Annotated in this window: 16 protein-coding genes, 6 tRNA genes, 3 rRNA genes and 1 other RNA gene; 3 read left to right on the top strand and 23 right to left on the bottom strand. The window is 54.5% G+C overall.

Annotation, left to right across the window (positions count from 1 at the left end):
• Positions 1-23 precede the first annotated feature (23 nt).
• From rplJ to SERRSCBI_RS01260, 11 genes are all read right to left on the bottom strand, one after another.
• Positions 24-521 carry a 50S ribosomal protein L10 gene (rplJ, locus tag SERRSCBI_RS01305; protein WP_004929905.1) on the bottom strand — a complete coding sequence of 166 codons (498 nt, stop codon included), beginning with the start codon at positions 519-521 and terminating at the stop codon, positions 24-26.
• A gap of 338 nt (positions 522-859) precedes the next feature.
• Positions 860-1564: a 50S ribosomal protein L1 gene (rplA, locus tag SERRSCBI_RS01300; RefSeq protein ID WP_004929908.1), complete on the bottom strand. Its 705-nt coding sequence runs from the start codon at positions 1562-1564 to the stop codon at positions 860-862.
• Between the two features lie 3 nt (positions 1565-1567).
• Complete coding sequence (gene rplK, locus SERRSCBI_RS01295) at positions 1568-1996, bottom strand: 50S ribosomal protein L11 (protein ID WP_015376316.1); 429 nt, start codon at positions 1994-1996, stop codon at positions 1568-1570.
• A 165-nt stretch (positions 1997-2161) separates the two neighbouring features.
• Complete coding sequence (gene nusG, locus SERRSCBI_RS01290) at positions 2162-2707, bottom strand: transcription termination/antitermination protein NusG (RefSeq protein ID WP_004929914.1); 546 nt, start codon at positions 2705-2707, stop codon at positions 2162-2164.
• 1 nt (position 2708) lies between these two features.
• Positions 2709-3092, bottom strand: a complete 384-nt coding sequence (secE, locus tag SERRSCBI_RS01285; RefSeq protein WP_004929916.1) for a preprotein translocase subunit SecE — start codon at positions 3090-3092, stop codon at positions 2709-2711.
• Between the two features lie 259 nt (positions 3093-3351).
• Entirely contained in the window at positions 3352-4536 is a 1185-nt protein-coding gene (gene tuf, locus SERRSCBI_RS01280; RefSeq protein WP_015376315.1) for an elongation factor Tu, read from the bottom strand.
• A gap of 109 nt (positions 4537-4645) precedes the next feature.
• A tRNA-Thr gene (locus SERRSCBI_RS01275) sits at positions 4646-4721 on the bottom strand.
• A 6-nt stretch (positions 4722-4727) separates the two neighbouring features.
• Positions 4728-4802, bottom strand: a tRNA-Gly gene (locus tag SERRSCBI_RS01270).
• Between the two features lie 37 nt (positions 4803-4839).
• Positions 4840-4955: non-coding RNA, RtT sRNA (locus tag SERRSCBI_RS23870), on the bottom strand.
• 46 nt (positions 4956-5001) lie between these two features.
• Positions 5002-5086 (bottom strand) — tRNA-Tyr (locus SERRSCBI_RS01265).
• Positions 5087-5111: 25 nt separating this feature from the next.
• A tRNA-Thr gene (locus SERRSCBI_RS01260) sits at positions 5112-5187 on the bottom strand.
• 396 nt (positions 5188-5583) lie between these two features.
• Here SERRSCBI_RS01260 and SERRSCBI_RS01255 point away from each other — a divergent pair.
• Entirely contained in the window at positions 5584-6132 is a 549-nt protein-coding gene (locus tag SERRSCBI_RS01255; protein WP_033644356.1) for a GNAT family N-acetyltransferase, read from the top strand.
• A 219-nt stretch (positions 6133-6351) separates the two neighbouring features.
• Entirely contained in the window at positions 6352-7302 is a 951-nt protein-coding gene (gene coaA / locus SERRSCBI_RS01250) for a type I pantothenate kinase (protein WP_025304936.1), read from the top strand.
• A gap of 48 nt (positions 7303-7350) precedes the next feature.
• On the opposite strand, the gene birA is transcribed toward coaA, so the two are convergent.
• From birA to SERRSCBI_RS01190, 12 genes are all read right to left on the bottom strand, one after another.
• Positions 7351-8313 (bottom strand): bifunctional biotin--[acetyl-CoA-carboxylase] ligase/biotin operon repressor BirA, encoded by a 963-nt coding sequence (gene birA / locus SERRSCBI_RS01245; protein WP_033644354.1) that lies wholly within the window; start codon positions 8311-8313, stop codon positions 7351-7353.
• Complete coding sequence (gene murB, locus SERRSCBI_RS01240; protein ID WP_042783473.1) at positions 8310-9347, bottom strand: UDP-N-acetylmuramate dehydrogenase; 1038 nt, start codon at positions 9345-9347, stop codon at positions 8310-8312. Before murB ends, birA begins: the two co-directional genes overlap by 4 nt.
• A 327-nt stretch (positions 9348-9674) precedes the next feature.
• A 5S ribosomal RNA gene (rrf, locus tag SERRSCBI_RS01235) occupies positions 9675-9790 on the bottom strand.
• Between the two features lie 100 nt (positions 9791-9890).
• A 23S ribosomal RNA gene (locus SERRSCBI_RS01230) occupies positions 9891-12797 on the bottom strand.
• A 206-nt stretch (positions 12798-13003) separates the two neighbouring features.
• Positions 13004-13079, bottom strand: a tRNA-Ala gene (locus SERRSCBI_RS01225).
• A 38-nt stretch (positions 13080-13117) separates the two neighbouring features.
• A tRNA-Ile gene (locus SERRSCBI_RS01220) sits at positions 13118-13194 on the bottom strand.
• 74 nt (positions 13195-13268) lie between these two features.
• Positions 13269-14809: ribosomal RNA gene (locus SERRSCBI_RS01215) — 16S ribosomal RNA — on the bottom strand.
• The 16S, 23S and 5S rRNA genes sit together here with 2 tRNA genes alongside, the layout of an rRNA operon.
• Positions 14810-15207: 398 nt before the next feature.
• Positions 15208-15741 carry a menaquinone-dependent protoporphyrinogen IX dehydrogenase gene (gene hemG / locus SERRSCBI_RS01210; RefSeq protein WP_033652659.1) on the bottom strand — a complete coding sequence of 178 codons (534 nt, stop codon included), beginning with the start codon at positions 15739-15741 and terminating at the stop codon, positions 15208-15210.
• A 21-nt stretch (positions 15742-15762) separates the two neighbouring features.
• Entirely contained in the window at positions 15763-17214 is a 1452-nt protein-coding gene (gene trkH / locus SERRSCBI_RS01205) for a Trk system potassium transporter TrkH (protein ID WP_004934492.1), read from the bottom strand.
• 35 nt (positions 17215-17249) lie between these two features.
• Positions 17250-17864, bottom strand: a complete 615-nt coding sequence (locus SERRSCBI_RS01200) for an IMPACT family protein (RefSeq protein WP_033652658.1) — start codon at positions 17862-17864, stop codon at positions 17250-17252.
• Entirely contained in the window at positions 17864-19195 is a 1332-nt protein-coding gene (gene pepQ / locus SERRSCBI_RS01195; protein ID WP_033652657.1) for a Xaa-Pro dipeptidase, read from the bottom strand. Before pepQ ends, SERRSCBI_RS01200 begins: the two co-directional genes overlap by 1 nt.
• A gap of 112 nt (positions 19196-19307) precedes the next feature.
• The gene (locus tag SERRSCBI_RS01190) at positions 19308-20504 is read right to left on the bottom strand and encodes an MFS transporter (RefSeq protein WP_042783472.1); all 1197 of its coding nucleotides are present in this window, start codon (positions 20502-20504) and stop codon (positions 19308-19310) included.
• A 233-nt stretch (positions 20505-20737) separates the two neighbouring features.
• On the opposite strand from SERRSCBI_RS01190, the gene fadB reads away from it, so the two are divergent.
• The gene (gene fadB, locus SERRSCBI_RS01185; RefSeq protein WP_042783471.1) at positions 20738-22927 is read left to right on the top strand and encodes a fatty acid oxidation complex subunit alpha FadB; all 2190 of its coding nucleotides are present in this window, start codon (positions 20738-20740) and stop codon (positions 22925-22927) included.
• The last annotated feature ends 6 nt before the right edge of the window (positions 22928-22933 follow it).

Raw genomic sequence — 22933 nt, 5'->3', positions numbered from 1 at the left:
AGCAAAGGCTAAGAAAGAGTGGCTTACGCCGCTTCTTTCTGATCGCGTACTGCAGCCAGAGTGCGAACCAGTTTGCCGGCAGCGGCTTCTTTCATGGTTGCCATCAGGCGTGCGATCGCTTCTTCGTAAGTTGGCAGCGTCGCCAGGCGGTCGATTTGCGCCGCTGGGATCAGCTCACCTTCAAAGGCCGCAGCTTTAACCTCGAATTTTGCATTCGCTTTCGCGAACTCTTTGAACAGACGAGCAGCAGCGCCCGGGTGTTCGTGAGAGAATGCAATCAAGGTTGGACCGACAAACGTGTCTTTCAGGCATTCGAATGGAGTGCCTTCAACTACGCGACGCATCAGGGTGTTGCGAACAACACGCATGTAAACGCCAGCTTCACGACCTGCTTTACGCAGTTCAGTCATTTTATCTACGGTAACGCCGCGGGAATCCGCAACAACCGCAGACAGCGCGCCTTTGGCTACTTCGCTGACTTCAGCAACAATCGCTTGTTTGTCTTGAAGATTTAATGCCATTAGCTTTTTGCTCCTGGATTAGCCGGGGAAAATCCCCCGGAACTCACTTCACTCGGCGCTTTGTAAAACGCCACGCCGAGCGGCTTAACACGGTGAGCAGAATCCAGCAAAGACATTCTTTTATAAAAAAGAAAAATTTTCTTAGGCTCTGTCACCGTCTACGCAGGAAGGATTAAGTATCTTGCGATACACCTGCGGTCTTGGACGGAGGCCTGGATAGGCCAGGCTCCAACCGAAAAATCTTTGTTTTGCCTACGGCATAGCCAATAGCAAAACCTTGGGGCATAAGATTCTAGACAAATCTCGGCCCCAAGTCAAAGCGATAATCGCAAGTGCGATTAGTTCGCTGCGGCAGACAGACCGCTTTGATCGATAGCAACGCCAGCACCCATGGTGGTGGAGAGGCTAACTTTCTTGATGTACATGCCTTTCGCCTGAGAAGGTTTTGCTTTTTTCAGCGCAACCAGCAGGGCTTCCAGGTTTTCTTTCAGTTTGTCTGCGTCGAAATCAACCTTACCGATAGTGGTATGGATGATGCCGTTTTTGTCGTTACGGTAGCGAACCTGACCTGCTTTAGCGTTTTTCACTGCTTCAGCAACGTTCGGAGTAACGGTACCCACTTTCGGGTTTGGCATCAGGCCGCGTGGACCCAGGATCTGGCCCAGTTGACCTACAACGCGCATTGCATCCGGAGAAGCAATAACAACGTCGAAGTTCATTTCGCCTTTCTTGATCTGCTCAGCCAGATCGTCCATACCTACCAGCTCTGCGCCGGCAGCTTTCGCTGCTTCAGCGTTAGCGCCTTGGGTAAATACGGCAACGCGAACGGAACGACCGGTGCCGTGTGGCAGAACGGTAGCGCCACGAACGTTTTGGTCAGATTTACGAGCGTCGATGCCGAGGTTAACGGCAACGTCAACGCTTTCTACGAATTTAGCGGTGGCCAGCTCTTTCAGCAGAGCAACAGCTTCAGTGATGTCATACTGTTTAGTAGCATCAACTTTGTCACGGATCACGCGCATGCGCTTGGTCAGCTTAGCCATCTCTTAATCCTCCACTACCAGGCCCATGGAACGAGCGGTACCTTCGATGGAGCGAGTCATCGCTTCAACGTCAGAACCAGTCATGTCCGCAGCTTTGGTTTCTGCGATTTCACGTACCTGAGCACGGGTCACTTTACCTACTTTGTCTTTGTTCGGCTTACCGGAACCAGACTTGATACCAGCCGCTTTTTTCAGCAGAACTGCTGCTGGCGGGGTTTTGGTAACGAAAGTGAAGGAGCGATCAGAATAAACGGTGATAACAACCGGAATCGGCAGACCTTTCTCAACGCTGTCAGTTTTAGCGTTGAATGCCTTACAGAATTCCATGATGTTAACGCCCTGCTGACCCAGAGCTGGACCCACTGGTGGGCTCGGGTTAGCCATACCAGCTGCAACTTGCAGCTTAACGTAGGCTTGTACTTTCTTAGCCATTTAAATTTCCTCGGTTTGGGTAGTATCGCCTCGTGAGAGGCTCCCCGTGTTTAACCTCGCCGGACAAACATCAGGCAAGGCATCTAAAAACAAAAGGCGCGAAATTGTAGTTCAGTTTCGCGCCTTTGACAAGCGGCAACGGACCGCTTATTGCTGATTATTCGATCAACCTTTTTCAACCTGGCTGAAGTCCAGTTCCACCGGCGTTGCACGGCCGAAGATGGAAACGGAAACTTTCAGGCGGCTCTTCTCGTAATCGACTTCTTCGACCACGCCGTTGAAATCGGCAAACGGGCCGTCGTTGACGCGCACCAGCTCGCCCGGTTCGAACAGCGTTTTCGGACGCGGTTTGTCACCGACCTGCTGCAGGCGGTTCATGATCGCATCAACTTCTTTATCGCTGATCGGCGCAGGACGGTCAGACGTACCGCCGATGAACCCCATGACACGCGGTACGCTGCGCACCAGGTGCCAGCTGGCGTCATTCATCACCATCTGCACCAGCACGTAGCCAGGGAAGAATTTACGCTCGCTCTTGCGACGCTGGCCACCACGGATTTCAACCACTTCTTCCGTAGGCACCATCACTTCGCCGAACAGCTCTTCCATATCGTGCAGTTTGATGTGCTCACGCAGCGATTGCGCTACGCGACCTTCAAAACCGGAAAACGCCTGAACGACGTACCAACGTTTTTTTGGAGCTTCAGACATTTTAGAACCTCAGGCCAGTAATAAACGACACCAGACGGACCAGAATACCATCCAGCCCCCACAGAATCAGTGACATCACGGCGGTTACCGCGGCAACGATCAACGTGGTGTGTAGCGTTTCCTGACGAGTTGGCCAAATCACTTTACGTACTTCGGTACGCGCTTCGCGGGCAAACGCAACGGTAGCTTTGCCTTTGGTGGTCATCAGAGCCACTGCACCTGCAACGGCGATGATCAGCACAACTGCCAGCGCGCGCAATGGCAGGCTTAAATCACGGTAGTAATAGTTACCGACAATAGCCACAACCAACAGAACGGCGACGATCAGCCACTTTGCCGCTTCCAGGCCGCGTCCGCTCCCTTGAGCCTCGGTATTCGCACTCATAAACCAACCTGTCACAATGATGATTCAGAACAAACAACTTTGCCTCGCATTGCGAGGCAAACCAAACCGATCGGATACCGCACTAGCGATATCCCGGTGTTTTACGCCATGACGTATTCAGTCAATACGGTTTAAGAGCCCATCTCACCAATGATTATGACTGCAAAATCGCTGATGAGATAGGTTCTAGTTCACAGCGTAGAAAAAGGGCATCAAATGATGCCCTTTTACCGCGTGTCGCGTCAAACTTTATCAGCGATTAAGCGATAACTTTAGCAACAACACCAGCGCCTACAGTACGGCCGCCTTCACGGATTGCGAAACGCAGACCGTCGTCCATCGCGATTGGGTGAATCAGGGTTACAACCATGTTCACGTTGTCGCCTGGCATTACCATCTCTACGCCTTCTGGCAGTTCGATGGTACCGGTCACGTCAGTAGTACGGAAGTAGAACTGTGGACGGTAGCCTTTGAAGAATGGCGTGTGACGACCACCTTCATCTTTGCTCAGGATGTACACTTCAGATTCGAACTGGGTGTGCGGCTTGATAGAGCCTGGTTTAGCCAGTACCTGACCACGTTCGATTTCTTCACGTTTGATACCACGCAGCAGAACACCTACGTTCTCACCGGCACGGCCTTCGTCCAGCAGTTTGCGGAACATTTCAACGCCAGTACAGGTAGACTTAACGGTGTCTTTGATACCAACGATTTCAACTTCTTCGCCAACTTTGATGATACCGCGCTCAACACGACCGGTAACAACGGTACCACGACCGGAGATGGAGAATACGTCTTCGATTGGCAGCAAGAACGGCTTGTCGATAGCACGCTCTGGCTCTGGGATGTAGCTGTCCAGGGCTTCGGCCAGTTCGATGATTTTCGCTTCCCACTCAGCTTCGCCTTCCAGCGCTTTCAGCGCGGAACCGCGGATCACTGGCAGGTCGTCGCCTGGGAAGTCGTACGCGGACAGCAGTTCGCGAACTTCCATTTCTACCAGTTCCAGCAGCTCTTCATCATCAACCATGTCGCATTTGTTCATGAATACGATGATGAAAGGAACGCCAACCTGACGACCCAGCAGGATGTGCTCACGGGTCTGAGGCATTGGGCCGTCAGTCGCAGCAACTACCAGGATCGCGCCGTCCATCTGAGCAGCACCGGTGATCATGTTTTTCACGTAGTCGGCGTGCCCTGGGCAGTCAACGTGCGCGTAGTGGCGAGTCGGGGTGTCATACTCAACGTGAGAGGTGTTGATGGTGATACCACGAGCTTTTTCTTCTGGTGCGTTATCGATCTGGTCGAAAGCACGTGCAGAACCGCCGTAGGTTTTAGCCAGTACGGTAGTGATCGCTGCAGTCAGGGTAGTTTTACCGTGGTCAACGTGGCCGATAGTACCGACGTTAACGTGCGGTTTTGTACGTTCAAACTTTTCTTTAGACATCGATTGTCCCTCTAAGACACGGATAAATCGGTGGTATCACCACATCAACCAAGCATTTGCTCGTTGAATCCAGAACAGAAAGAAAATCAGGGGGCGAGAAATTAAGAAGTGGTGCTGATAGGCAGATTCGAACTGCCGACCTCACCCTTACCAAGGGTGCGCTCTACCAACTGAGCTATATCAGCACATCTTGGAGCGGGCAGTGGGAATCGAACCCACATCATCAGCTTGGAAGGCTGAGGTAATAGCCATTATACGATGCCCGCATCCTGGAACTCGGCTACCTGATTTTTCTGTAGAATTTTGGGGATAGAGCAGGATTGTTCATCACTCGGCTCGTATCCTTCGGGCCGGCTGCGCCTCGCGCTGCACAACTCGAACCTTGCCGAAGGCTTTCGCCCTCTCCTCCCGCCATCAACCGTTGCGGTGTTTATCGCATCTCAGTTAATCGCCGAAGGCAAGATTTGGTGGTGGGGGAAGGATTCGAACCTTCGAAGTCTGTGACGGCAGATTTACAGTCTGCTCCCTTTGGCCGCTCGGGAACCCCACCAGATTTTAACTACTTGTGACTTGAATGGTGCCGGCTACCGGAATCGAACTGGTGACCTACTGATTACAAGTCAGTTGCTCTACCTACTGAGCTAAGCCGGCATCAAGTGCAGCGCATTCTAGGTAGAGCGGGCGACCTATGCAACAAAAAAATTGCTTTACGCGCACTTTCGCTCATAAATCAGTCAATTTTGCATGCTGTCATGCAATTCGCAGCCTGTGGCGTGCAAACATTCATCACTTGCGGCAATCATTCTCTACAATTTTATCCACTTTTTGCAAGCTTTGAACGCCCCTTTCTCCGTGTCGGGCTTCTCAAAACACGTAACCCACGGCGGTAAACCGTGAGCGGGATCGATGCACCAAAAAGAGGATGGCTGCCCTGGTTCGTGGCGTGAACTACACTTATTCCTTGCTCTTTCGCCGTGGCTATGCCTTTTATCGCTCTGGCGCAGTTATTGCTTATCTTCATTACCCCCATATCTGGAGGAATGACCGATGAAAATAGTGCCTATCAACGCCGCTACGCTCCCGATTTATCGCGATGAATTGGCTCGCCTGTTGACCGATGCGGTCACCCACGGCGCTTCAGTGGGCTACGACACCTTAATCCCGCATGAAGACGCCGAGAGTTACTTCCACAGCCTGCGTCCGGCCTTGGCCAAGGGTGAGCTGCTATTGTGGATTGCCCGCGACGAACGCGGCGTCGTTGGCACCGTTCAACTCGAGCTCTGCCAGAAACCGAATGGCCGTAATCGTGCGGAGGTAGTGAAACTGCTGGTTCATAGCCGCGCTCGTCGCAACGGCGTAGGCCTGGCGCTAATGAAGACGTTGGAGCAAGCAGCACTGCAACAGCAGCGCGGGCTACTGTATCTGGATACACAGGCCGGTTCGGCGGCAGAAGCACTTTATCGCAGTCTGGGCTATCGCTGCCTGGGTGAAATGCCTGACTATGCGGCCGGACCCGATGGCTATTACCACTCAACCGTCATTTATTACAAACGTCTGTTCACCGTGACCCCGTCTTCACGCGCTATCGCCAGCTAACCTTCAGGCGGTATCCTGACTCCATGATACCGCCTTGCAACCCCGCTTTATCAACTGCGCGCCGCTTCGCACAATTGACATAAACTGCTGCCTATCGACAACTTTTGCGAAAAAAGTCTACGCCAAAAACGAAGCTGTCTATAATATGCAGCTTGTTTATTCTCTGGAGTTGGCGTCCGGCGCCTTTCCCAACCTGCGTTAACAGGCAGAATTTGGCTTATGATAAAAAGAGATCAATCTTTAGCAACGCCTTACCTACAGTTCGATCGTACCCAGTGGGCTGCGTTGCGAGATTCGGTGCCGCTGACGTTGTCGGAAGAAGAGATCGTTAAACTGAAAGGGATTAACGAAGATCTCTCGTTGGAAGAAGTTGCGCAGATTTATCTGCCGCTGTCACGACTGTTGAACTTCTATATCAGTTCCAACCTGCGCCGGCAGGCGGTACTGGAACAATTCCTCGGCACCGACGGGCAAAAGATTCCCTATGTCATCGGCATCGCCGGCAGCGTAGCCGTCGGCAAGAGCACGACCGCACGTCTGTTGCAGGCGCTACTGAGCCGCTGGCCGGAACACCGCAGCGTTGAGCTGATCACGACCGACGGCTTCTTGCATCCAAACAAGGTGCTGAACGAACGCGGTTTGATGAAGAAAAAAGGCTTCCCGCAGTCTTACGATATGCATAGCCTGGTGAAGTTCGTGTCGGAAGTGAAATCCGGCGCCAAACGTGTCACCGCCCCGGTTTATTCCCATTTGATCTATGACGTTGTGCCCGAAGGTAATAAAGTCATCGAACAGCCGGACATTCTTATCCTGGAAGGGCTTAACGTATTGCAAAGCGGTATGGATTATCCTCACGATCCGCATCGCGTATTCGTTTCCGACTTCGTCGACTTCTCTATATATGTCGATGCGCCGGAGACGCTATTGCAAAGCTGGTATATCAACCGTTTCCTGAAATTCCGTCAGGGCGCATTTTCCAATCCTGATTCTTATTTCCATAATTATTCAAAATTGCCGGAACCGGAGGCGATTAATATCGCCACGCAATTATGGAATGAAATCAATGGATTGAATTTGCAGCAGAACATACTGCCTACCCGCGAACGCGCGAGCCTGATTATGACCAAAAGCGCCAACCATGCCGTTGAAAGCGTGCGTTTAAGAAAATAAGCCTACCGAACGATCAAGGGGACGCTGCCGTCCCCTTGTCTTTTCTCACTATTCCGCGCTGCGCAGCGATATCTCTCCGCCGATAAAGGGTTTGATTTCCCCTTCTTGTTCCAGCAGGAGTGCACCTTGCGCGTCGATACCCCGGGCGATACCCACAATCTGTCGCTCGCCAATCAGCAGTTTGACCGGTCTGTCGATAAAATTATCCAGCGTGCGCCAACGGCCAATGAATGGCGCCAGCCCATCTATCTCGAATTGTTTTAATGACTGCCGCAATTCATTAAGCAGAGTGGCGGTGAGCTCATTACGATCGATGTTAATACCGGCTTCTTGCAGGTTGATCCAACCTTGATTGATCCCACTCGCATTGGTATCCCGCATCGCCAAATTAATGCCGGCGCCGATGACCAACTGAGCCGCATCGCCGGTTTTCCCCGTCAACTCGACCAAGATTCCTGCCAATTTGCGATCGTTCAGGTAAAGATCGTTGGGCCATTTGACTCGCACGTCTTTAGCGCCAAGACGCTGCAAGACCTCCGCCATCACCATGCCGATCACCAGGCTCAGCCCCATCGCCGCAGCCGGCCCCTGCTCCAATCGCCAAAACATCGACAGGTATAAATTGGCGCCAAACGGCGAAATCCACTGACGCCCACGACGACCGCGGCCGGCCAGTTGGTACTCAGCGATGCAGGCGTCGCCAGATTGCAGCGTTTCGATACGATCCAGCAAATATTGATTGGTAGAGTCTACGACCGGCAGCACGGTAACTCGCTTGTCGTCCAGCCCTCTAAGAATGCGTTCCGCCTCCAATAGCTGCATGGGAGCAGGCAAGCTGTATCCTTTCCCCGGTACAGTAAAGACATCCAGCCCCCACTCGCGAACGGTTTGAATATGCTTATTGATCGCGGCGCGGCTCATGCCCAATGACTCACCGAGCTGTTCCCCGGAATGGAATTCACCGTCGGCCAATAGCGCGATCAGTTTTAACGGGACCTTGGTATCTCTCATGACAGCACCACCACAGCGTTCAATTCGCCAGTTGCGCCAATGAAACGCACCTCAGGTTCCAGCCATACGCCGAATTTATCGGCCACAGTCTTACGGACATGGCGCGCCAGAGCCACCACATCCTGACTATGCGCATTATCGATATTCACCAGCACCAGCGCCTGCTGGCGGTGTACGGCTGCGCCACCGATGCGATGCCCCTTCAGTTCGCACTGATCGATCAGCCAGCCAGCGGCCAGCTTCACCTGACCATCCTGTTGCGGATAATGCGGCATGCCGGGATATTGTGTGATGAGTTCTGCGGCTTTCCCCGCGTTCACCAGCGGATTCTTGAAGAAACTGCCGGCATTACCGGTTTCGCGCGGGTCCGGCAGCTTGCTGCGGCGCATGGCACATACGGATTCGAATACCTGAAGTGGCGTCACCGTGGCGGGATCCAGCTTGGCCAGATCGCCATAGCTCAACTTGGGTTGCCACTGCTTGCTCAGACGCAGACCCAGCCCGACAATGGCATGCCCAGTTTGGAAGCGATGTTTGAAAATGCTTTCCCGATAGCCGAAACCACAATCGGCTGCCGGAATGCGATCGATGGCACCCGTAGAGAAGTCCAGCAGGTCGACATACTCACAGACATCTTTCAATTCGACGCCATAGGCACCGATATTCTGGATAGGCGCGGAGCCGGCCAGTCCAGGAATCAACGCCAAGTTCTCCAACCCGCAGATCCCGGCCTGCAGCGTATATTGCACCAGATCGTGCCAATTCTCACCGGCGCTGACATGGAGATACCAGGCATCGTTATCTTCTCGAACATCGATGCCCTTCAGTTGGTTAACCATGACCGTACCCGAAAAGTCTTCCAGGAACAGTACGTTGCTACCTTCACCGAGAATCAGCAGCGGCTCCTGACGCTTGCGCGTTTGTTGCCAGACTTTGAGCATCAACTCAATTCTATCGGCGATGACCAGGTGCGCTGCGTTGACCGGGAGCGCAAAAGTATTGTGGTTTTTTAAAGACGCGCTTTCAGTAGACATAACGTTCAGTACCCATGCGGAAATAATCTTTTGCTTAGTCTACTCGATTCGAAGCGTCTGGCTAATATTTGTTTTAATTAACGTGAAATTTATCGAGTAATGCACTGAAGAATTAGGATTTATCTTTGATATAACAGGATAATTCTTATCAACATGTTCATAAATAGGCATTTTTATTATTTAAATAATAATCTGAATCTATCAATTATATATTGAGCTGGTTATTCTCCTGCTCAAAAGCATTATACGTGCTTATGTAAATAAGCCACGTCCGCTGAAATAGGTATTTTTCTAAGCAATAGATACGATCAGGGGATTTATTTTACGCATTGGCAGTGTCCTACTCTCGCATGGGGAGACCCCACACTACCATCGGCGCTACGGCGTTTCACTTCTGAGTTCGGCATGGGGTCAGGTGGGACCACCGCGCTATTGCCGCCAGGGCAAATTCTGTTTCATTCCAACCGCCTCACTTCCATGAAGCCATCAGAACCAATCTTGGAACGTCGCTGAAAATCTCTCTAAAAACACCTTCGGTGTTGTAAGGTTAAGCCTCACGGATCATTAGTACTGGTTAGCTCAATGCATCGCTGCACTTACACACCCAGCCTATCAACGTCTTAGTCTTAAACGTTCCTTCAGGGGCCTTAAAGGCCCAGGGAAGACTCATCTTGAGGCAAGTTTCGCGCTTAGATGCTTTCAGCGCTTATCTTTTCCGCACTTAGCTACCGGGCAATGCCATTGGCATGACAACCCGAACACCAGTGGTGCGTTCACTCCGGTCCTCTCGTACTAGGAGCAACCCCTCTCAATCTTCCAACGCCCACGGCAGATAGGGACCGAACTGTCTCACGACGTTCTAAACCCAGCTCGCGTACCACTTTAAATGGCGAACAGCCATACCCTTGGGACCTACTTCAGCCCCAGGATGTGATGAGCCGACATCGAGGTGCCAAACACCGCCGTCGATATGAACTCTTGGGCGGTATCAGCCTGTTATCCCCGGAGTACCTTTTATCCGTTGAGCGATGGCCCTTCCATTCAGAACCACCGGATCACTAAGACCTACTTTCGTACCTGCTCGAGCCGTCACTCTCGCAGTCAAGCTAGCTTATGCCTTTGCACTAACCTCACGATGTCCGACCGTGATTAGCTAACCTTCGTGCTCCTCCGTTACTCTTTGGGAGGAGACCGCCCCAGTCAAACTACCCACCAGACACTGTCCTCACCCCGGATTACGGGGCCGAGTTAGAACATCAAACATTAAAGGGTGGTATTTCAAGGATGGCTCCACGCAGACTGGCGTCCACGCTTCAAAGCCTCCCACCTATCCTACACATCAAGGCTCAATGTTCAGTGTCAAGCTATAGTAAAGGTTCACGGGGTCTTTCCGTCTTGCCGCGGGTACACTGCATCTTCACAGCGAGTTCAATTTCACTGAGTCTCGGGTGGAGACAGCCTGGCCATCATTACGCCATTCGTGCAGGTCGGAACTTACCCGACAAGGAATTTCGCTACCTTAGGACCGTTATAGTTACGGCCGCCGTTTACTGGGGCTTCGATCAAGAGCTTCGCCTTGCGGCTGACCCCATCAATTAACCTTCCAGCACCGGGCAGGCGTCACACCGTATACGTCCACTTTCGTGTTTGCACAGTGCTGTGTTTTTATTAAACAGTTGCAGCCAGCTGGTATCTTCGACTGGCTTCAGCTCCATCCGCAAGGGACTTCACCTACATGCCAGCGTGCCTTCTCCCGAAGTTACGGCACCATTTTGCCTAGTTCCTTCACCCGAGTTCTCTCAAGCGCCTTGGTATTCTCTACCTGACCACCTGTGTCGGTTTGGGGTACGATTTAATGTTACCTGGAGCTTAGAGGATTTTCCTGGAAGCAGGGCATCAACTACTTCTGCACCGTAGTGCATCGTCATCACGCCTCAGGGTTGATATGCAACCGGATTTACCAGGTCACACCCCCTACACGCTTAAACCGGGACAACCGTCGCCCGGCCAGCCTAGCCTTCTCCGTCCCCCCTTCGCAGTAACACCAAGTACAGGAATATTAACCTGTTTCCCATCGACTACGCTTTTCAGCCTCGCCTTAGGGGTCGACTCACCCTGCCCCGATTAACGTTGGACAGGAACCCTTGGTCTTCCGGCGAGCGGGCTTTTCACCCGCTTTATCGTTACTTATGTCAGCATTCGCACTTCTGATACCTCCAGCAACCCTCACAGGCCACCTTCAACGGCTTACAGAACGCTCCCCTACCCAACAACGCTAAGCGTCGCTGCCGCAGCTTCGGTGCATGGTTTAGCCCCGTTACATCTTCCGCGCAGGCCGACTCGACCAGTGAGCTATTACGCTTTCTTTAAATGATGGCTGCTTCTAAGCCAACATCCTGGCTGTCTATGCCTTCCCACATCGTTTCCCACTTAACCATGACTTTGGGACCTTAGCTGGCGGTCTGGGTTGTTTCCCTCTTCACGACGGACGTTAGCACCCGCCGTGTGTCTCCCGTGATAACATTCTTCGGTATTCGGAGTTTGCATCGGTTTGGTAAGCCGGGATGGCCCCCTAGCCGAAACAGTGCTCTACCCCCGAAGATGAGTTCACGAGGCGCTACCTAAATAGCTTTCGGGGAGAACCAGCTATCTCCCGGTTTGATTGGCCTTTCACCCCCAGCCACAAGTCATCCGCTAATTTTTCAACATTAGTCGGTTCGGTCCTCCAGTTAGTGTTACCCAACCTTCAACCTGCCCATGGCTAGATCACCGGGTTTCGGGTCTATACCTTGCAACTAATCGCCCAGTTAAGACTCGGTTTCCCTACGGCTCCCCTATACGGTTAACCTTGCTACAAAATATAAGTCGCTGACCCATTATACAAAAGGTACGCAGTCACACCACGAAGGTGCTCCCACTGCTTGTACGTACACGGTTTCAGGTTCTATTTCACTCCCCTCGCCGGGGTTCTTTTCGCCTTTCCCTCACGGTACTGGTTCACTATCGGTCAGTCAGGAGTATTTAGCCTTGGAGGATGGTCCCCCCATATTCAGACAGGATGTCACGTGTCCCGCCCTACTCATCGAACTCACGACCTGTGCATTTTAGTGTACGGGGCTATCACCCTTTGCTGCGCGACTTTCCAGACGCTTCCACTAACACACAAGCCGATTCAGGTTCTGGGCTCCTCCCCGTTCGCTCGCCGCTACTGGGGGAATCTCGGTTGATTTCTTTTCCTCGGGGTACTTAGATGTTTCAGTTCCCCCGGTTCGCCTCATGCCACTATGTATTCATGACATGATAGTGTGTCGAAACACACTGGGTTTCCCCATTCGGGTATCGCCGGTTATAACGGTTCATATCACCTTACCGACGCTTTTCGCAGATTAGCACGCCCTTCATCGCCTCTGACTGCCTAGGCATCCACCGTGTACGCTTAGTCACTTAACCTCACAACCCGAAGATGTTTCCATCGTTCGCGCTGCAAACATTTGAGAGACTCTATGACAGGTTACTCTTCATCCCAGTACATCTACGGAGGGATAAATTTCAGCCGTCATGTTTCAATTTTCAGCTTGTTCCAGATTGTTAAAGAGCAAAATACTTCGCAGCATACTGTCGCCAATATACTCTGAAGTATTCAATACCGGACTATATGGTGGAGCTAAGCGGGATCGAACCGCTGACCTCCTGCGTGCAAGGCAGGCGCTCTCCCAGCTGAGCTATAGCCCCATACAGTCACGTGCAGTACCTTTTCCACTTACAAGAAGTGGTAGGCCTGAGTGGACTTGAACCACCGACCTCACCCTTATCAGGGGTGCGCTCTAACCACCTGAGCTACAAGCCTATAAAGGTATTTCTGCTCGTTACTTTCTATCAGACAATCTGTGTGAGCACGCCACTCGAACTAATATCTTTAGGTAAGGAGGTGATCCAACCGCAGGTTCCCCTACGGTTACCTTGTTACGACTTCACCCCAGTCATGAATCACAAAGTGGTAAGCGCCCTCCCGAAGGTTAAGCTACCTACTTCTTTTGCAACCCACTCCCATGGTGTGACGGGCGGTGTGTACAAGGCCCGGGAACGTATTCACCGTAGCATTCTGATCTACGATTACTAGCGATTCCGACTTCATGGAGTCGAGTTGCAGACTCCAATCCGGACTACGACGTACTTTATGAGGTCCGCTTGCTCTCGCGAGGTCGCTTCTCTTTGTATACGCCATTGTAGCACGTGTGTAGCCCTACTCGTAAGGGCCATGATGACTTGACGTCATCCCCACCTTCCTCCAGTTTATCACTGGCAGTCTCCTTTGAGTTCCCGGCCGAACCGCTGGCAACAAAGGATAAGGGTTGCGCTCGTTGCGGGACTTAACCCAACATTTCACAACACGAGCTGACGACAGCCATGCAGCACCTGTCTCAGAGTTCCCGAAGGCACCAAAGCATCTCTGCTAAGTTCTCTGGATGTCAAGAGTAGGTAAGGTTCTTCGCGTTGCATCGAATTAAACCACATGCTCCACCGCTTGTGCGGGCCCCCGTCAATTCATTTGAGTTTTAACCTTGCGGCCGTACTCCCCAGGCGGTCGATTTAACGCGTTAGCTCCGGAAGCCACGCCTCAAGGGCACAACCTCCAAATCGACATCGTTTACAGCGTGGACTACCAGGGTATCTAATCCTGTTTGCTCCCCACGCTTTCGCACCTGAGCGTCAGTCTTCGTCCAGGGGGCCGCCTTCGCCACCGGTATTCCTCCAGATCTCTACGCATTTCACCGCTACACCTGGAATTCTACCCCCTCTACGAGACTCTAGCTTGCCAGTTTCAAATGCAGTTCCCAGGTTGAGCCCGGGGATTTCACATCTGACTTAACAAACCGCCTGCGTGCGCTTTACGCCCAGTAATTCCGATTAACGCTTGCACCCTCCGTATTACCGCGGCTGCTGGCACGGAGTTAGCCGGTGCTTCTTCTGCGAGTAACGTCAATTGATGAACGTATTAAGTTCACCACCTTCCTCCTCGCTGAAAGTGCTTTACAACCCGAAGGCCTTCTTCACACACGCGGCATGGCTGCATCAGGCTTGCGCCCATTGTGCAATATTCCCCACTGCTGCCTCCCGTAGGAGTCTGGACCGTGTCTCAGTTCCAGTGTGGCTGGTCATCCTCTCAGACCAGCTAGGGATCGTCGCCTAGGTGAGCCATTACCCCACCTACTAGCTAATCCCATCTGGGCACATCTGATGGCAAGAGGCCCGAAGGTCCCCCTCTTTGGTCTTGCGACGTTATGCGGTATTAGCTACCGTTTCCAGTAGTTATCCCCCTCCATCAGGCAGTTTCCCAGACATTACTCACCCGTCCGCCGCTCGTCACCCGGGGAGCAAGCTCCCCTGTGCTACCGCTCGACTTGCATGTGTTAAGCCTGCCGCCAGCGTTCAATCTGAGCCATGATCAAACTCTTCAATTAAAAGCTTGATGTGCTTCCACTCGAGAAGCGATGCTCAAAGATTTACTGCATGAATTTTACTTCAGTTAGTCACTCTTCAAGACTTGATATTTTTTGCATCCGAAGATGCTGGATATCGTCTTGTGGAGTGCCCACACAGATTGTCTGATAAATTGTTAAAGAGCAGTGAGTTAGGCGCTTTCGCTTGCTAACTCGAGGTGGCGTATATTACGCTTTTCACCCGGAGAGTCAAGCGTTTATTTCGCTTTCCTCTCGCTGACCCGGCGGCTTGTCAGTCGTTGTTCCCGGTCAGTGGAGGCGCATTATAGGGAGTTCTCGGCAGGCCGCAACCCCTAAATGCAAAAAACTTTTCAAGCGCGGATTTTTTCGGCAAAACGCTGACCAAACCCGCATTTTTGTCACTTTTCGTACTGAATCTGGCTAAATTCCTGGGCGAAACGATCGACTTGCTGCCAATCTGTGTACTCAACTTCCTTACTGGTATCCGTTTCTCCACCGGTCATACGCATAATAAATTGAATCATGATGCGATCGAACCAGCGATAACGTGGATAACGCAATGCCCCGGCAAACACCGCACACTGTTTTGGCTGCCACGGCGACGCCAACAGGAACTTGCGGGTATAGGCGTTGGTTTGCGGCGAACGCTTTTCCGGTTTGCGCGCGGTCAGATTGACGGCAAAGAATGCGCTGGGCATCCGATTCAACTGTTCGGCATGACGTTTAACGAATTTATCCAGCACCGGGTTAAAGTGCCCGTAGCGAATAGAAGCGCCGATCATCACCTGCTGATACTGGCTAAGGTCGATCTGTTCCGCCTGCAACAGATCGATAACCTCACAGCGCAGCGTATCCTGCAATTTGCTTGCTATATAAGAAGCGATAGCACGTGTTTGCCCGTCACGGCTCGAATAAAGTATCAATGCCTTCATGGCGTACTCCTTATAACAGGCTCACTCACGCCAGAAGGTTGGCGTGAACAGCACCAGCAATGTAAACACTTCCAGGCGCCCGAACAGCATCGTCACCACCAGGATCCACTTGGCCGCCGCCGGCATCGTGGTGAAGTTGTCCGCCACCACGCCCAGACCAGGACCAAGGTTATTCAGCGTTGCCGTCACTGCGGCAAACGCGGAGAAATCATCAACGCCGGTCGCAATGATCGCCAGCATGCTGACGATAAACACCAGCGCATAGGCGGAGAAGAATCCCCACACCGCTTCCAGAATACGTTCCGGCAATGCGCGATTGCCCAATTTGATGGTATAGACCGCGTTGGGGTGCACCAGCCTTTTCAACTCGCGCGAGCCCTGTAGGTACAACAGCAGAATACGGATCACCTTCAGGCCGCCGCCGGTCGAACCGGCGCAACCGCCGATGAATGCCGAACACAGCAACAGCATCGGCAGGAACAGCGGCCACTTGGCGATGCTGTCGGTCGTAAAACCGGCCGTGGTCGCCATCGATACCACCTGGAAGAACGCCTGATTGAGCGTTTCCATACCGCTCTTATAGACGCCATGTCCCCAGAGCACCAACGTGCACACCACCACCAGCGTCAGTTGAACGAAGATAAACATGCGGAATTCAGGATCGCGCCCATAGACCTTCAGACTGCGGCCGCTTAGCAAAGCGAAGTGCAGACCGTAGTTACAGCCGGAAATCAGCAGGAACACGGCAATGATGGTGTTGATGGTCGGGCTGGCGTAATAACCGATACTGGCATCGTGGGTAGAAAACCCGCCAATGGCGATGGTCGAGAAACTGTGGCCGATGGCGTCGAACACCGACATCCCGGCCCCCCAGAGCGCCAGCGCACAGGCGACGGTCAGCAACACATAGATTAGCCACAGGGTTTTGGCGGTTTCGGCAATACGCGGACGCATCTTGTTATCTTTCAGCGGCCCGGGCATTTCCGCCCGATACAGCTGCATGCCCCCGACGCCGAGTATCGGCAGTATCGCCACCGCCAACACGATGATCCCCATCCCGCCCATCCATTGCAGCATTTGGCGATAGAACAGGATGGCCTTAGGCAACGAGTCCAGCCCCACCAGCGTCGTTGCGCCGGTAGTCGTCAATCCCGAGAAGGATTCAAAGAAGGCGTCGGTCAGCGACAAATTAGGACGTTCCGAAAACAGGAACGGCAATGCCCCCACGCTGCCCAGCACGGTCCAGAACAGCACGACGATCAGGAAACCTTCACGCGGCTTCAGCTCGTGTTTCTGCTTACGGTTCGGCCACCACAGCATCAGCCCGATGGTCAACGCCACGAAGAACGTTTGGCTGAACGCTCGCCCCGCCCCATCGCGATAAATCAATGCCACCAGGCCGGGAATAAACATCGTCCCGGAGAACAGGATGACCAGCAGACCAACGATACGGGTTATGGCGCGAAAATGCATTTCAGCACGATCCTTAGCAATTCGATTGGGAGGAATTATTGCGAAATGGGGGTTAATTGCAAATTACCGCGACTGAGATCACGCAATTTATTCCCAAACAGCTCGACCTCAGTCGCCGGCAGCGCCAAATGCAGCACGACGGCGGCGCCGTATTCACCCTGCAGGATCCGACCTGCGGTTTGCTGCAACAAGTTCTCCACCAGCGCCAACTGCGCATAGTCGCACTGCAAGATATATTCGGCTTCGGGCACCTTTTGCGCCAGCGCCAGCTGCTTCAATGCCTGTTGAACACCGTTGCCATAAGCTTTCACCAGCCCGCCGGTGCCCAGCTTGACACCGCCGTAGTACCGAACGACTACGGCGGTCACTTCACCGATACCGCTGCCCATCAGCTGCGCGAGGATAGGTTTGCCGGCGGTGCCCGACGGTTCTCCATCGTCGGAGAACCCCAGTTGCTGCGAATCATCGGGGCTACCGGCGACGAAAGCCCAACAGTGGTGCCGCGCCGCCGGGTGCTCATCCCGCACCTGCTGAATAAACGCCTTTGCCGCCTCCACCCCGCCGGTCGGCGCCAGCAGGGTGATGAAACGGCTCTTCTTTATCTCTTCGGTAAAGCAGGTTGCTTCCGCCGGTATCGGGTACGGCCGCATCAAGCCAGATTCAGATCGCGCGTCATGTTCTCGATGCGCTTTTCATGGATCACGATGTTGTCTTCGATGCGAATACCGCCATACGGTTTCAGCGCATCGATGCGATCCCAAGCGAAGTGCTGCTTGAACTCGCCGCTGCGCCACGGCGCCAACAGAGACTCGATGAAGTACAGACCCGGTTCGATGGTCAACACCATGCCCGGCTGCAACACGCGGGTACAACGCAGGAATGGGTACTTGGACGGCGCCGCCAGATGGGTGCCTTGCTCATCCTGCATAAAACCGGCGGCGTCGTGCACCTGCAGGCCCAACGGATGGCCCAACCCGTGCGGCAGGAACGGCGTGGTGATACCCGTTTCGACCATCGCCTCTTCGCTGAGGCCATTCACCAGTTTGTGATTCTTGAGCAGCTTGGCGATGCGCTGATGCATCTGCACATGATAGTCGGTGTAACGCACGCCGGTTTTAATGGTGTCGATCAGCGCCAGCTGTTCACTATTGAGATCTTTCACCAGATGAGCGAACTCGCTGCCGCTTTGCGCCGCATAGGTACGCGTCAGATCGGCGGCGTAGCCGTTATATTCCGCCCCGGCGTCGATCAGAAAACTCAGGGACTCGGCCGGCGGCTGATGATCCAGCTTGGTGTAGTGCAGCACCGAAGCGTGCTCGTTCAACGCCACGATGTTGTCGTAAGGCACATCGGTATCGCGATGGCCGGTAGCCGTCAGGTAGGCCAGATTGATGTCGAACTCGCTCATGCCGGAGAGGAAGGCCTCATGCGCTGCACGATGGCCGGTTACCGCCGTCTTCTGCGCTTCGCGCATGCAGGCCAGCTCATAGCCGGTTTTAATCGAACGGTGGAAATCCAGGTAGTTCAGCACCGCTTTCGGGTTGATGTTTTCCGAAGGGATGCCGAGATCGCGGGCGCGCTGTTGGGCATAACCGATATAGCCGACGCGCTCACGCTGCGGCGGCAGCTGCTGCGCGATCGCATCGGCGTTGGCCAGCGGCATCAATTCGAGGGACTTGGTCCAGAAACTGTTCGGCAGCGGCTCTACGCTGTGCCAGTAGTCAACCGGGGAGTAGAACCACAGCTTCGGCTTGTTGACGCCATCTATCCACAACCAGCAGTTCGGCACCGACGTCACCGGCACCCAGGCTTTGAAATGCGCGTTCACTTTGAACGGGTAGCTATGGTCGTCCCAAAATACCTTTTGCAGTTCCCCGGAGTGAATCAGCAGCGCATCCAACTTGTTGCGCTCCAGCACTTCACGCGCGCGTTTTTGCAGCTCTGCCAGGTGGTCGTTATACAAAGAAGCCAGCGTTTCCATCACAGTACCCTTATGCCTTAGCACGAAAGAAGCCATCTTAACACAGCGCTCCGACGCACCAACCTCATCGCGTTGGGCATGCGGAGCAGCTCGCAATTCCCTGCAAATGCCGTTACATCCGCAGCTTAACCATTAACCAGCCGCCCAAACCGAGCAGCGCTATCGCCAGCGCCCACAGGCCATGGTGTTCCAACAACACCGCGCCGGCCGCGGCGACGCCCGCCAGACACTGCTGCAGAAAGCCACACAGCGCCATCGCATAAGCGCCGTACTCTTTGGCATCGCTGACCGCCATCGCCATGCTGTTGGGAAACAGCACCGCCTGGCCAAAAATGGTCAGGCAATACAGCGCGATGAACAGCGCCATGCCGGAAAGGCCGGCCAGAACGCCGCTCCACCACAGCAGCAGGATCGCCGCCGTCGCCAGCGCCACGATGCCGCTGCCGGCCTGCATCAGTTTTTTCCCGCCGAGACGCGCCACCGTACGGTTCACCGTCAGCGCCCCGCTGAAGTAGGCGACGCCGATCACCAGCCCCAGGGCGCCGAACGCCGTGACGTTGAGACCAAACTCCTGCTGCATGACGAACGGACTCACTTCCTGCAGTGTCACCGTGGTGGCAAACCCCAGCCCGCCGACGCAGGCCGGCCAAAAGAACCCAGGCCGCCGCAGGATGGCAAAGTAGGTTGCCGCCATCGCCGGGCGCACGCCCCCTGCCCGTCCCGCCTCCAGCGGCAGCGTCGCCATCAGCACCAGAATGATCAAACCGGTGGCGCCCATCAGGACGAAGCCCATCTGCCAGTGCGCATATTGGCTCAGCAGGCCACCGATAAACTGACCGCCGCCCAGCGCGGTGATAAAGGCGATGGAGAGCACCGACAGACGCCGCGCCAGTTCGTCCCCGCTCCAGTTATCCCGCACGATGATGCGCGCGATGATCGCCGCACCGCCGGCACCCACGCCCTGCAGCGCACGCAGCGTCAGCAATTGGGCGCCGTTGCTGCACAGCGCCAACAGCCCGCTGCAGCCAATGAAAAGAAATAAAGACAGCGTCAGGGGCACGCGGCGGCCAAAGCGATCGGCGGCCGCGCCCCAGAACAGCACCGGCAAGGCGGCGCCGATGACGAAGATTGAAATGGACAGCTCGGTAGCGCGCCGGCTCATCGCCAGCTCCCGCATCACCGTCGGCAGCGAAGGCAAGTACACGGTCGTCGCCATTTGCGCCATAAACACCAACAGACACGCCAGCGTCATGGTTCTGGCGGGAATGCTCCATAAGCCGCTGCGTTTAACACAAGCCGCCTTAGTCATGCGTAACCTCGTCTGAATGTTCATTCGCTGCGAGCAAGTGTATGAGGGCCGACAAGCTCCGGCAAATGCCGATAGCACATAAAATATAACTTCGTTTCAAATCAAAAAACTAACTTGGCGACATGTGATCAGACCAGCAAAAATGCAATCTCTCATTTGCATATTGTTAACATAAAAACCACACTCCTCATCATCTGGTCATACCAGATCATACGCTGATTCAGGAGATAGACATGCTCTACCAAGGCGAAACATTACAACTGCACTGGCTCGATAACGGCATCGCCGAGCTGGTGTTCAACGCACCGGGCTCGGTCAACAAGCTGGACACCCGCACCGTCGCCAGCCTGGGCGAAGCGCTCACCGTGCTGGAAAACCAGCCAGAGCTCAAGGGGCTGCTGCTGCGCTCCACCAAAGCCGCATTTATCGTCGGCGCCGATATCACCGAATTCCTTTCTCTGTTCGCCGCGCCGGCTGAAAAGCTGCAGGAGTGGCTGGTATTCGCCAACAACGTCTTTAACCGGCTGGAAGATTTGCCGGTGCCGACCATTTCGGCCATTAACGGCTATGCGCTCGGCGGCGGTTGCGAATGCATTTTGGCGACCGATTTCCGCGTCGCCTCACCGGACGCGCGCATCGGCCTGCCTGAAACCAAATTGGGCATCATGCCGGGCTTCGGCGGCTCCGTCCGCCTGCCGCGCCTGCTGGGTAACGACAGTGCGCTGGAAATCATCGCCGCCGGCAAAGACGTCAGCGCCAAAGACGCCTTGAAAGTCGGCCTGGTCGATGCGGTAGTGGCACCGGAAAAACTGGCCGAAGCCGCGCTCAACATGCTGCAACAGGCGATCGACGGCAAGCTGAACTGGCGCGCCGCGCGTCAACCGAAGCTGGAGCCGCTGAAGCTCAGCCCGATCGAGGCGGCAATGAGCTTCACCACCGCCAAAGGCATGGTGCTGCAGACCGCCGGCAAACATTACCCGGCGCCGATGACCGCGGTGAAAACCATTGAAGCCGCCGCCAAGCTGGGCCGCGATGAAGCGCTGAAACTGGAAACCGCCAGCTTCGTGCCGTTGGCGCGCTCCAACGAAGCGCGTGCGCTGGTCGGCATCTTCCTTAACGATCAGTTCGTGAAGGGCCAGGCGAAAAAGCTGGCCAAGAATGTGGACGCGCCGAAACAGGCGGCGGTGTTGGGCGCCGGCATCATGGGCGGCGGCATCGCTTACCAATCGGCGTTGAAAGGCGTGCCGGTGATCATGAAGGACATCAGCGACAAATCGCTGACGTTGGGCATGAACGAAGCGGCCAAGCTGCTCAATAAGCAGTTGGAACGCGGCAAGCTGGATGGCCTGAAAATGGCGCAGGTGCTGTCGACCATTCAGCCGACGCTGGACTACGCCGGCATCGAGCGCGCGCAGGTGATCGTCGAAGCGGTCGTGGAGAACCCGAAGGTCAAAGCCGCCGTGCTGTCGGAAGTGGAAAACCTGATCGGCGAAGACACCGTTCTGGCGTCGAACACCTCGACCATTCCGATTAATCATCTGGCAAAATCGTTGAAGCGTCCGCAAAACTTCTGCGGCATGCACTTCTTTAACCCGGTACACCGTATGCCGCTGGTCGAAATCATCCGCGGCGAACAAACCAGCGACGAGACCATTGCCAAAGTGGTGGCCTACGCCAGCCGCATGGGCAAAACGCCGATCGTGGTGAACGACTGCCCGGGCTTCTTCGTCAACCGCGTGCTGTTCCCATACTTCGCCGGCTTCAGCCTGCTGCTGCGCGACGGCGCCGACTTCCGTCAGATCGATAAAGTGATGGAAAAACAGTTCGGTTGGCCGATGGGCCCGGCCTACCTGCTCGACGTGGTGGGCATCGACACCGCACACCACGCGCAAGCGGTAATGGCGGCCGGCTTCCCGGAGCGCATGTGCAAAGACTATCGCGACGCCATTGACGTGATGTTCGACAACCAGCGCTTCGGTCAGAAAAACCAGCTGGGCTTCTACCGCTACAGCCAGGACAACAAAGGTAAGCCGCGCAAGGACAACGACGAGCAGACCGATGCGCTGCTGGCCGAAGTGAGCCAACCGCGCCAGACCATCAGCGACGAAGAGATCGTTGCGCGCATGATGATCCCGATGATCAACGAAGTGGTGCGTTGCCTGGAAGAGAAGATCGTCGCCAGTCCGGCCGAAGCCGATATGGCGTTGGTCTACGGCATCGGTTTCCCTCCGTTCCACGGCGGCGCGTTCCGCTACCTGGATACGCTCGGCACCGCCAACTACGTTGAGCTGGCCCAGCGTTACGCACACCTCGGCGCCCTGTATCAAGTGCCGGCCGGTCTGCGCGCCAAGGCCGAACGCAATGAAAGCTACTACCCGGTGGCGACACCGCTGTCCGACGTCGCAACCCGCCAACCGGCATGAGGTCAT

The sequence above is a fragment of the Serratia sp. SCBI genome (assembly GCF_000747565.1).
Classification (GTDB): Bacteria; Pseudomonadota; Gammaproteobacteria; order Enterobacterales; family Enterobacteriaceae; genus Serratia; species Serratia ureilytica.
This window is presented reverse-complemented; position numbering and strand designations above follow the sequence as displayed.